Here is an 11673-nt window from a genome sequence, read left to right on the forward strand (position 1 = left end):
AAAGGGGGGAAACCGGAAATCTAGTTCAATCCCCTTATAAAGGGGGGAAACCGGAAATCTAGTTCAATCCCCCCGATATATTGGAGGGAAACCGAAAATCTAGTTCCCTCCCCTTTATAAGGGGAGGGTTAGGGTGGGGTAAAACCTTGGGTTAATCAGCTATTTCAGACTTGTGTGTACACCGTAGCCTTTTAGGAAAGAGATTTGAAAAATCCGTCTTACACAGATAAAGCTCCTAAAACCTCTGCGTTAAAAAATTCTTCCAAACTCCTCACACCCCGTCAAATTAAATTATGATCGCCTCACCAGCACTTACCACCACGCAGATTGACACCGTGCGGGCCCATATCAAAAAAACCTGGAAAACCTTAACCCGATCGCACGAACACTTATTACAATCTGCCAAAGATACCAAACTAGACCACAAACCAGGTACTCCCTGGCTCGTCTACATTTCCCCTTTAGAAGATTGTCCCAACATTCAGACTGTCTTAGAGCGATCGCTATCTTCCAAAGATATGCAAGAAATTGAAATTCGCACTTTGCCCTCAGAAGTCGAAGCGATTAAAGAGCATGGGTTACTATACCTACCAGGTCCTTATGTCGTCCCAGGTGGCCGCTTTAACGAAATGTATGGCTGGGACAGCTACTTTATATTACTAGGACTTTTGCACGATGGAGAATTGGAGCTAGCGCAAAGCCAGGTAGACCAATTATTGTACCAGGTAGAGAATTACGGCACTATCCTCAATGCCAACCGGACTTATATGCTGTCGCGATCGCAGCCCCCTGTCCTCAGCATGATGGTTTTGGCATTATTCCAGCACACCCAGGATGAAGAGTGGTTGAGGTCAACCGTTCCACTTTTAGAACAATTTTACTATTACTGGGTAGTACCGCCCCATTTGAATCCCGGAACCGGCTTATCCAGATTTTATGCCTTTGGGGAAGGCCCCGCGCCAGAAGTTGTGTTCTCCGAGCGCGATGACGAGGGAAAAAGCCACTACGATCGCGTCAAGGAATATTACCAAAGCTTTGAGATTGAAGATTACGACGTTAATCTTTACTACGATCGGGAAAATGACAAACTGACCCACCTATTTTATAAGGCCGATCGCACCATGCGCGAGTCCGGTTTTGATATCACCAACCGATTTGGCCCCTTCAGTGCTGATATCCTCCACTACGCTCCTGTATGCCTTAACACTTTGCTGTATCAGGTAGAACAAGATATGGCGAACATTAATAATATTTTTGGGAACGAACAACTGGAACAACAATGGCGCGATCGTGCAGATATCCGCCGCGATCGGATCGATCAATTTCTCTGGAATAAAGAACGAGGACTCTATTTCGACTATCACTTCCAGAGTGGAAAACGCCGTTGCTACGAATTTGCTACCACATTTTATCCCTTATGGCTAGGAATTTCTTCTCCAGCCCAAGCCCAGCGCGTCGTGGAAAATCTCTCTTTGTTTGAAGCCCCAGGCGGAATTCTTACCAGTACTCATATCACCGGGAACCAGTGGGATGCTCCCTTTGGTTGGGCACCATTGACGTATATTGCTGTCCAGGGACTTCACCGTTATGGGTTTCATACAGAAGGCGATCGCACATTGCCAACAAATTCCTGACTATGGTAATTAAAGAATTCGAGCGTCACAACACCCTAGTTGAGAAATATGATGTTGAACGCTGTTCTGCCAACGTTTCTGACGAAATCTCTTTTGGATATAGTTCTAACGAAGTTGGCTTTGGCTGGACAAATGGAGTTGTTCTGGAACTTTTAGCAGGCGGTGGGAAAAAAGTTTAAATAAAAAAGCGTGAGGTTTTTCCTCACGCCTTTATTTTATTTATTACACTTGACTCTATGAGCATCTCGCCCAATCGACTTAAAGAACTCCAAAATATCCCTGATAGAGCAATTGATATTTCAGATATTCCTGAATTAGATCGGCAATTCTGGGAAACGGCCAAGAAGCCACATTAATTCAACTAGAACGAGATATTCTTAGGGACTTCCAAATAAAAAATACTCAACTACTTTTTGTGGGGTGGGCATCTTGCCCGCCCATATACAAAGGCGGGCAAGATGCCCACCCCACAAGATCGGGTAATTTATTTGTTGGAAGTCCCTTAATTGGTTTAAAAGCAAAGGTGGCATATTGTAATACGCCACTACTTTTGAATAAAAGGGTTTAAGTACAGAACTAAATCTACAATTCTCGGAGTTTTCTATTATATGGTTTGCCTGAAGTCTCCAGTAATTGCCCCCGCCTGAATTCTGAATTTTAACTCCTGTATTATTTATCAATGCTATATCAGCATCTACCAATTATCATCTTTACGCTTATCGTAAGGTTCACCTGTAAAAGGTTGTACGCCTGTAGCAGGATAAGCGTCATCATTAGGCCCAAAAATCCGCATTGCAGCTTCAGAAATATACTGGGTTATGTTGGCAATGATTTGGGAAATAGCCATAATATTGGACTCCTTATTTTTGAGCCGCTTTAATTGTCCTACCTATACTCTAATACTGATATTCAAAGCTCGCTCATATTCTCAATATATTGAGAATATATGCAATGTTTATTCAGATAACTTCGCAATACTTTAGCTTGTCAGAAAAACAAACTTTTCCCTTTGATTCTAATTCTAACATAGTTGTTTCTCCAACCCCAGTTGAGAAAAGAGCGAAGCAAAACAAAGAATATTGTTTCTTTTCATTAACCGCCTTATTTGATTAACATTATTGCTAGCTATTACTATTAAAAAATATTAAGTATTTTATGAAGTTAGTATTAATTTACCTATTAATCTACTGTTATACGGCAATCTCAGAAAATATACTTGTCGGGAGTTGACATTATTTATGGTAAATATTACCATAAATAGCAGAAGCATCTTGTAAGGAAGCTCTTGCATGACAACTTTGCCAGATTTGGACTATGTATATAAACAGCAAAGCCAGCAGAACCAGGAACTAAACCTGTCTGCGGATGATTACAGCTTACTGACCGACCTTTACCAGTTAACAATGGCAGCTTGTTACACAGGCGAAGGTATAGAACAACGACGGGCAAGCTTTGAGTTGACTGTCAGGCGATTGCCAGAGGGTTTTGGTTATTTAATTGCAATGGGGCTGACGCAGGCATTGGAATATTTAGCCAAAATCCGCTTTAGTTCCGCGCAAATTGCGGCATTACAAGCAACGGGAATTTTTGCTCAAGCAAGCGATCGCTTTTGGTCACTTTTAGCTGAGGGAAAGTTTACAGGTGATGTTTGGGCAGTACCAGAAGGGACGGCTGTGTTTGCCAATCAACCACTGTTGCGGGTGGAAGCACCACTTTGGCAAGCGCAACTAGTGGAAACTTACCTGCTGAATACGATTAATTACCAGACTTTGATTGCCACAAAAGCAGCAAGGTTACGGGATGTAGCGGGGGAAAAAGCAACACTTTTAGAATTTGGGACAAGACGAGCATTTAGTCCCCAAGGGTCTTTATGGGCGGCGCGGGCGGCGTTGGCAGGTGGTTTAGATTCCACCTCAAATGTGTTAGCAGCGCTACAACTGGGACAACAGCCAAGTGGTACGATGGCGCACGCCCTGGTGATGGCGTTGTCAGCAATAGAAGGCACTGAAGAACAAGCTTTTAGTGCATTTCATCGATATTTTCCGGGTGCGCCATTGCTGATTGATACTTACGATACCATTGCTGCTGCCAGGCGCTTGGCCGAAAAAGTAAATTCTGGGGAAATGCAATTAACAGGGGTGAGATTGGACTCAGGAGATTTAGTTACCTTATCAAAACAAGTGCGATCGCTCCTCCCCGGTGTGCCAATTTTTGTCAGTGGCGACTTGGACGAGTGGGAAATTGCCAGATTAAAAGCAGCTGGGGCCGAGATTGATGGTTACGGACTGGGAACGCGACTAGTTACAGGTTCACCTGTAAATGGAGTTTATAAACTTGTAGACATTGATGGTATCCCAGTGATGAAGCAGTCTAGTGGTAAAGTTACTTATCCAGGACGCAAGCAGATTTTTCGCTCGTATACGGGAGGTAAGGTAAAAGCAGACAGGTTAGGACTTTTAGGTGAAATTGCTTTGGAAGAAGAATCTTTGTTGCAGTTGGTAGTGCAAGAAGGTGAACGGATACAGCCGTTAGAATTGTTGGCAACAATTCGTCAGCGTACCGCCGCATCAGTTGCTAGTTTGCCACAGGAGACAAGACGTTTGGATAATCCTGTCTCGGCGCAGGTGAAAATTTCTGCCGCGCTGCAAGAGTTGACTGAAGAAACTAAGAAACGAACCGCAGAGGCACAGAGAACACAGAGGTAAGAAGTACTCTTTCAGTCTGTCTTAATTACGAACTACGAATTACGAATTACGTTAGCGCAGCGTTAGCGAGTCCTCGAGCGTCATTACGAATTACTATGAGAGTTGCTTTGTTTGGAACTAGTGCCGATCCACCAACTGCTGGACATCAAGAAATTCTGAGTTGGTTGTCTGAGCGTTATGATTGGGTAGCAGTTTGGGCAGCAGATAATCCATTTAAGTCTCATCAAACACCCTTAGAACATCGGGCGGCAATGCTGCAATTGTTGATCGCGAATATAGACGCGCCACGGCACAATATTGCTTTGGAACAAAAATTGAGTAGCTTCAGAACACTGGAAACAGTGGAAAAAGCCAAGCTTACTTGGGGTGAAGACGCCCAATTGACGTTGATTATTGGTTCAGATTTACTGAGTCAGCTACCACGTTGGTATCGCATTGAAGATTTGTTACAGCAAGTGCAACTACTGATCGTACCGCGACCGGGATATGCAATAGATGAATCTAGTTCAGAGGTAGTGCAAAAGCTGGGAGGGAAGATTGCGATCGCTAGTCTAACCGGTCTAGATGTTTCCTCAACAGCGTACCGCGAACATGGAGATTCTCAAGCCCTCACAGCCCCTGTAGTTGCCTATATTAATCGAGAGCATTTGTACGAATGCCAGGACGTTCACAAAAAAAGATACCAACTCCGTTAAACCAACAACCTTTGGCCGATTTCAAGGTTGGTGTTGATAATGTAATTTTTTCTGTAGATACTATACAAAATCGGCTGTTAGTTCTACTAGTAATGCGACAGCAAGAACCATTTCTAAATCATTGGAGTCTTCCCGGTACTTTGGTACGTCCAGGAGAGTCTTTAGAAGATGCTGCCTATCGCATTATGGCAGAGAAAATTAAGGTCAACAATCTCTATTTAGAACAACTCTATACATTTGGCGGGCCAAATCGCGATCCACGGGAAGCAACTGATAGTTATGGTGTGCGTTATCTATCAGTTAGTTACTTTGCCCTAGTGCGATTTGAAGAAGCCGAATTAATTGCCGATCGCATGACTGGTATAGCTTGGTATCCGGTAAAACAAGTGCCGCAATTAGCTTTTGACCATAATGAAATTTTGGCCTATGGACATAGGCGGTTGCGAAATAAATTAGAGTATAGTCCGGTGGCTTTTGAAGTCTTGCCAGAAATGTTCACCTTGAATGATTTATATCAGTTATACGCCACAGTTTTAGGTGACAATTTTTCCGATTATTCTAATTTTCGAGCGCGTCTACTCAAGTTAGGTTTTTTATGCGATACCGGAATTAAGGTATCACGAGGTGCTGGTCGTCCAGCTAGTTTGTATAAGTTTGACGCTGAAGCTTTTGCTCCCTTAAAAGATAAGCCTTTGGTATTTATTTAATCAATCTCTACCCAAAGTCTAGAGTAACTTATGACTCTTAACAAATGACAAATAATATGAAAATTGCGATCGCTCAAATTAATCCAACAATTGGTGATTTGCTTATAAATGCCCAAAAAATCCTAGAGGCGGCACAACTAGCAGCATCTAGCGATGCGCGTTTGTTGCTGACACCAGAACTTTCTTTGTGTGGCTATCCACCAAGAGATTTATTACTAAATCCTAGTTTTGTGGAAGCGATGGGCATCACTTTACAAAACTTGGCGCAGGATTTACCACAAAATCTAGCTGTATTAGTAGGAACTGTTGAACAGAACCTCCAAGCACATATTAGTGGTGGTAAAACTTTATTTAACAGCATGGCTTTGTTAGAAAATGGTCAGGTCAAGCAAGTTTTTCACAAACGGCTTTTGCCTACTTACGATGTATTTGACGAACGGCGCTATTTTGAACCAGGCTTACAAGCTAATTATTTCACTCTAGATAATATCCATATTGGCGTAACTATTTGCGAAGATTTATGGAACGATGAGGAATTCTGGGGCAAACGTAGTTATGCAGTAAATCCGATTGCTGACTTAGCAATTTTGGGTGTAGATTTAATTGTAAATTTGTCTGCTTCCCCCTACACTGCCGGTAAGGAGCAGTTTCGGGAAACAATGCTTAAGCATAGTGCAATACGTTTTCAACAACCAATGATTTATGCTAATCAGGTTGGCGGAAATGATGACCTAATTTTTGACGGGCGGAGTTTTGCCTTGAATCGTCAAGGTGAAGTTATGTGTCGTGCCCGTGGTTTTGATACCGATTTAGTAGTAGTTGAATTTGATGAAGCGCAACGGGATTTTCAATTAGGTTCTATAGCACCTGTCTATAAATCGGAAGATCAAGAAATTTGGCAAGCGTTAGTTTTGGGAGTGCGAGATTATGCTCGTAAGTGTCGCTTTTCTAAAGTAGTATTGGGTTTAAGTGGCGGGATTGACTCTGCAATAGTAGCTGCGATCGCAACTGCTGCACTTGGTAAAGAAAATGTCCTCGGTGTTCTCATGCCTTCCCCTTACAGTTCCGAGCATTCCATTAGTGATGCTGTGGCATTAGCCGAAAATTTGGGGATTAAGACTCATCTTTTACCAATTGGCGAGTTAATGCAAGGATTTGATCAAACTTTGGATAATTTGTTTGCAGGTACTGAGTTTGGACTGGCAGAAGAGAATATCCAATCTCGGATTCGCGGTAATTTATTAATGGCGATCGCTAATAAATTTGGCTATCTGCTTTTATCTACCGGTAACAAATCAGAAATGGCAGTTGGTTACTGTACACTCTATGGCGATATGAATGGCGGGTTAGCGGTGATTGCAGATGTTCCTAAAACCCGTGTATATTCACTTTGTCAATGGTTAAATCGCAATAATGAAATCATCCCGCAAAACGTCTTGACTAAACCACCCAGCGCCGAACTCAAACCAGGCCAAGTCGATCAAGACTCTCTACCGCCCTACGAAATTTTGGACGATATTTTGCAACGCCTGATTCATAATCACCAATCAGCAGCACAAATAGTTGCAGCCGGTCACGATCCGGTAATTGTAGACAGAGTAATCCAAATGGTAGCGCGGGCTGAATTTAAACGGCGACAAGCACCCCCCGGTTTAAAAATCACCGATCGCGCCTTTGGAACTGGTTGGCGAATGCCAATTGCTAGTAACTGGGTTGGTGTCAAAAACGCCTACCAGACTAAAACTGTACCTACAGCTACTACTAGTCTATTGCATTAATTTTGCGAGGTAAATACGTTTGTAGTGAGGACTTTAGTCCTCAAATATTCAAGCACGCTTTGTCCTTACTACAAACCTATCAAAACCTTGGCGATGTTTAAGACATGGAGAAGTTTATCTAACTTTGTTCTTGTGGTTGTCCTATTTGTGCCGCCAACTTCTCTTTATCTTGCCTGCGTTTTTTGGCGTAAAGTTGAATAGTGACTGCCATCAAAATAATCATGCCGAAAATAGCCCAAGCAGCGATATCTGTAGGTAGATTATTCTTAAACACAGCCAGCAACACGATCGCTACTAACATAACGGTGGGTGCTTCATTTAAAGCACGTAATTGCTGACCACTCCAGCCACATTCATCTACTGCTAATTTCTTCATCAGTCGAGCGCAGTAATGATGATAGCCAATTAAAATGGCAACAAACAGGAGTTTTATATGCAACCAACCCTCTTTTAAAACGTCCGGTTCAGTGGTTAATAAACCGATAGCCATTGCGATCGTCACAAACATTCCTGGGTTAGTAATGATATAGTAGAGACGCTTTTCCATAATTTGATACTGATTTTTCAGTATCGTTCGCGCTGGTTCAGGTTCAAGGTTCGCTTCAACGTGATAGATAAAAAGACGAACTAAGTAGAACAAACCAGCGAACCAAACTACAAATCCGACAATATGAAAGGCTTTAAACCATGAATAAGCCATGAATACTAATCTCCTTTACTTGTGGTTGTGAGGAATTTTTAATGGTAATAAAAAGATCACAAATGCAGGCTGGAATAACATTATAAGTCTGGCAAAAATCCAGAATTAATTTCTTTGCCACAGATAAATCATCGGTGTTTATCTATGGTTTCATTTTTATAATATCGATTTTTGCCAAAAGTATATTGTCAATGAGCATCTTTACGACGCACAAAGGGTAAAAGGTCTTCTAAAATCGCTTCTGCGTAGTGTTCTTGAGGATAATGTCCGACGTTATTAAGTTTTATTAATTCGTTATTTGGTACGGATTTGGCAAAATTTTCAGCAATATCTACGGGTAACCAAGGGTCAATCATACCCCATTGAATTAAAATTGGCTGTTGCCATTCTTTAAAGCCAGATTCGATTTCTTTCATTGCTGAATCTAGCTGTAAATTGCGAATACTTGATAAGAGACTCCGCCCAGATGAAGAACTTTTTAAAAATGGTTTTCGATAAACATCTAATTCTTTATCTCCTATGCGATAACGGCTTCCACCTTCTAGCGTTCGGTCAACCAAAAGCGGGTCTTGGGTCATGACTTCACCTGCCAAAGGCAAACCCATTTGTTTAATTTTCCAGGGTAATTTGGCAGCAGTTGAAATGGGTGTATTTAAAATAGCTATATTGGCAATTTGTTCTGGATGACGTAAGGCATATTGTAGTCCTACAGAACCTAAAAATCCTTGCACAACTAAAGAAAAATGTTCAAGTTCTAGCGCTTTAACAAATCCTTCTAAAGCTGTGATAAAAGCATCGGGAGTGTAAGCAAAATCTCGTTTTTCTGGTTTTAAAGAATTGCCATAACCAATCCAATCTGGTGCGATCGCTCTTGTACCCTGATTCGCCAAACCAGGTATAATATTACGCCAACTATAACTTTGTGAGACTAAGCCGTGTAGCAACAACACAGGCGCTAAGTCAGTTCTACCGATTGGTAAAGATTCCCGATAAAACCATTCCAGTGAATCTACATTGATTTTATGTTCTGTAATTGACACGCTATTTTCCTATATTGGATATTGGGCATGGGGCATTAGAAACAGGCAGAGGGGCAGGGAGCAGGGAGCAGAGGGGAAAGTAGGTAATTTTTTATTCTCCCCCTTGCCCCCAGCTCCCTGCCCCCTGCTTCTTCATCTCCCCCACTCCCTACTCCCCATTCCCTATTCCCTGATGAATAATCATCTCACGAATCGCATAAGCTGTAGCGGGTGCTAGTAAAACGCCATTGCGATAGTATCCAGTAGCTAGGAGGACGTTACTAAACCCTGGCAACTTACCAATAACTGGGGCTGGGCGACCTTCAGGGCGGGGACGTAAACCTGACCAGGTGCGGCGAATAGTTGCTGTGGCTAATTCTGGACAAAATGCGATCGCTTGTTCTCTAACAGATTCCAGCAGTTCTTGATTTGGCGGTATCTCATCGCCATTGTTGGAAAATTCTAATGTTGCACCCACCCAATAATCTCCACCACCCACAGGAACAATATGCACATCGTTACGCGTTATCGCTGGCTGGAAGTCGGGATTTCCTAATGGATGCCCCACACGCATTTGCAACGCTTGTCCAAGTACGGGGCGGATATCAATTATTTGATTTAATTTTGCTGTCAGTGGTGTCGAACCTAGCCCTGCTGCGACTACAAACCAATCTGCGGCTATTTTTCCTTCTGTAGTCTCAAGTTGAACGCAAAATTGGGGAGAAGATTCAGGTGGTGAGGTTTGGGCATCTAAAACAGCCACACCAAATTTGAAAGTTACACCATTTTGCTGGGCAGCCTCAACTAAAGCTAATGTGAGAGCAGTTGGATCGAGTTGACGGTCTTGAGGAGAATAGACAGCGCCAGTAATTTTTTCCCGATCAACTTGAGGACAGATATTTTTAAGTTTAGCCGTATCCCATATTTCTAAATGCCAGCCTTGAGAGTGGCGAACTTCTACAAGTTTTTCCCATGCTGCTAAATTTTCCTCTTCCAAACCAAGACTGAGAATTCCCTGGCGATTAAAAGGAATTTTACGACCTGTTACAGCTTCTAGTTCAGGAATCAAAGTTTCATAGCGTTGGATGCTAGTTTGTCGCATCTGCCAAGCTTTGCCCTTTATTTTTTGGCTGATTACGCCCATTAAAACGCCAAGTGCAGCGCCCGTGGAAGCTTGTGCTGGTGCTTGCCGATCGCAAACTGTAATTTTCAGCCCTTTTACTAGACTCAGTTCGTAAGCGATCGCAGCCCCGACTACACCACAACCGATAATAACTACATGACTCATTGCTGTTTTGAGACGAAGATCGAAAGATGTGGGAGATGAGGAAACAGGGAGAGTAAAAATTGCTCCCCCTGTTCCCTCATCCCCTTTGCTCATCTTACCTTGCGCTTAACTTGCCTCTGCTTCACTGCTGGTTTTAGGAAGCAGATCGAGGAATTTGTCAATATCTGCAAAAGCAGCTTGGGATTGATTCAAGGCAACTAGAGGATTGCTAGCACTAGTAGCTTTATCAAGTTTAACCAGGTCTTTAAAAAAATCTCGCGTTATTTGACGTGCTGTGGGTTGGTCTTTGGGTAGAAGGTTGGGAGTGACATAAGTCAGATTCAGCTTTGCTTCTGTTATCGGGCCATGTATAAAGTTACGCACATTGATCCAATCACCTTTTTTAATCAGAGTTGTCAATTCTTGTGAGCGATCGCGCACAGCCTGAATTTCAGGAACATAAGCCTGAATTTTTTCAAGTTGTATTGCTGTGTAAGTCGGAGGTGCCACCGCAACACCAGGGCTACCACAACTAATCAGGAATGTGGCCAATAGTACTAGGAAAAATGAAAAAATCGAGCGTTGACGCACCATATATTGAACTTAATTGCTTTTGGTTTACCGATTCACAGTGTCATTTTAGATCGCTAGCGCAGTCAATCGTTCTTGTCAGCCAAGGATTTTGCAGAAAATCTCGATATTTTTTCCAAACGGCAGAGTTTCATCGGCTTTTTAAGTATAATTACTTAAAAGGTGTTAGCCAGTCTCAACAAGAAGCGATTTTTGGTAACTGTCTAGTAACCAGGATTGTTAGGGAAATATGATTTAGAGTTGCTAAATCTCAAAGGTGTTGATAAGCTGAAACACCAATACTATAAGCCTTCTGGCGGTTTTTCTGTCTTCACATCCCGGAAGATGCCGACGCAATATAGGAGTATTTTTTAGTGAACGCAGCTGAACAGGCAACGAACCTTGAACTCGCCAGCAACATAGCTACAGTGGTTAATTTGTTCAAATTCGAGTTTCCTGATGCCAAATCTGATCTTAAACCCTGGAAAAATGACCCGGAAACTAGGGAGTTAGTCGATCCAGATTCTATAGATATTGGCTTTCACTTTCCTGGTATCAGCAAATCTTGGCGAAGTCGCAGTATTTTAATTCAAATCCG

At 42.4% G+C, this 11673-nt stretch carries 11 protein-coding genes and 1 pseudogene; 7 read left to right on the forward strand and 5 right to left on the reverse strand.

What is annotated here, in order from left to right; all coding sequences use genetic code 11:
* Positions 1–293: 293 nt before the first annotated feature.
* Both V7K25_RS12550 and V7K25_RS12555 read left to right on the forward strand, forming a co-directional pair.
* Entirely contained in the window at positions 294–1634 is a 1341-nt protein-coding gene (locus tag V7K25_RS12550) for a trehalase family glycosidase (RefSeq protein ID WP_335158333.1), read from the forward strand.
* A 2-nt stretch (positions 1635–1636) separates the two neighbouring features.
* The gene (locus V7K25_RS12555) at positions 1637–1813 is read left to right on the forward strand and encodes a trehalase family glycosidase (protein WP_335158334.1); all 177 of its coding nucleotides are present in this window, start codon (positions 1637–1639) and stop codon (positions 1811–1813) included.
* Between the two features lie 515 nt (positions 1814–2328).
* Here the strand turns inward: V7K25_RS12555 and V7K25_RS12560 are convergent.
* Positions 2329–2481, reverse strand: a complete 153-nt coding sequence (locus V7K25_RS12560; protein ID WP_335158336.1) for a hypothetical protein — start codon at positions 2479–2481, stop codon at positions 2329–2331.
* A 442-nt stretch (positions 2482–2923) separates the two neighbouring features.
* Here V7K25_RS12560 and V7K25_RS12565 point away from each other — a divergent pair, with 442 nt between their 5' ends.
* The 4 genes from V7K25_RS12565 (at position 2924) to V7K25_RS12580 (ending at position 7519) form a co-directional block, all read left to right on the forward strand.
* The gene (locus tag V7K25_RS12565; RefSeq protein WP_335158338.1) at positions 2924–4339 is read left to right on the forward strand and encodes a nicotinate phosphoribosyltransferase; all 1416 of its coding nucleotides are present in this window, start codon (positions 2924–2926) and stop codon (positions 4337–4339) included.
* Positions 4340–4434: 95 nt separating this feature from the next.
* A complete protein-coding gene (locus tag V7K25_RS12570) occupies positions 4435–5034 on the forward strand; it encodes a nicotinate-nucleotide adenylyltransferase (RefSeq protein ID WP_322648461.1) in 600 nt (199 codons plus the stop codon).
* Positions 4995–5741 (forward strand): NUDIX hydrolase, encoded by a 747-nt coding sequence (locus tag V7K25_RS12575; protein ID WP_335158340.1) that lies wholly within the window; start codon positions 4995–4997, stop codon positions 5739–5741. Before V7K25_RS12570 ends, V7K25_RS12575 begins: the two co-directional genes overlap by 40 nt.
* 56 nt (positions 5742–5797) lie before the next feature.
* A complete protein-coding gene (locus V7K25_RS12580; RefSeq protein WP_335158358.1) occupies positions 5798–7519 on the forward strand; it encodes an NAD+ synthase in 1722 nt (573 codons plus the stop codon).
* 118 nt (positions 7520–7637) lie between these two features.
* Here the strand turns inward: V7K25_RS12580 and hemJ are convergent, their stop codons facing one another.
* From hemJ to psbQ, 4 genes are all read right to left on the reverse strand, one after another.
* Positions 7638–8219: a protoporphyrinogen oxidase HemJ gene (gene hemJ / locus V7K25_RS12585; protein ID WP_335158342.1), complete on the reverse strand. Its 582-nt coding sequence runs from the start codon at positions 8217–8219 to the stop codon at positions 7638–7640.
* Positions 8220–8407: 188 nt separating this feature from the next.
* Entirely contained in the window at positions 8408–9259 is an 852-nt protein-coding gene (locus V7K25_RS12590; protein ID WP_335158344.1) for an alpha/beta fold hydrolase, read from the reverse strand.
* Between the two features lie 148 nt (positions 9260–9407).
* The gene (locus V7K25_RS12595) at positions 9408–10526 is read right to left on the reverse strand and encodes an NAD(P)/FAD-dependent oxidoreductase (RefSeq protein ID WP_335158360.1); all 1119 of its coding nucleotides are present in this window, start codon (positions 10524–10526) and stop codon (positions 9408–9410) included.
* Between the two features lie 105 nt (positions 10527–10631).
* Positions 10632–11099 carry a photosystem II protein PsbQ gene (psbQ, locus tag V7K25_RS12600; protein WP_335158346.1) on the reverse strand — a complete coding sequence of 156 codons (468 nt, stop codon included), beginning with the start codon at positions 11097–11099 and terminating at the stop codon, positions 10632–10634.
* A 350-nt stretch (positions 11100–11449) separates the two neighbouring features.
* Between psbQ and V7K25_RS12605 the strand changes: the two are divergent.
* Positions 11450–11673: pseudogene (locus V7K25_RS12605) on the forward strand (hypothetical protein); the annotation flags it as partial.

Source organism: Nostoc sp. (assembly GCF_036919495.1).
Taxonomy (GTDB): Bacteria; Cyanobacteriota; Cyanobacteriia; order Cyanobacteriales; family Nostocaceae; genus Nostoc.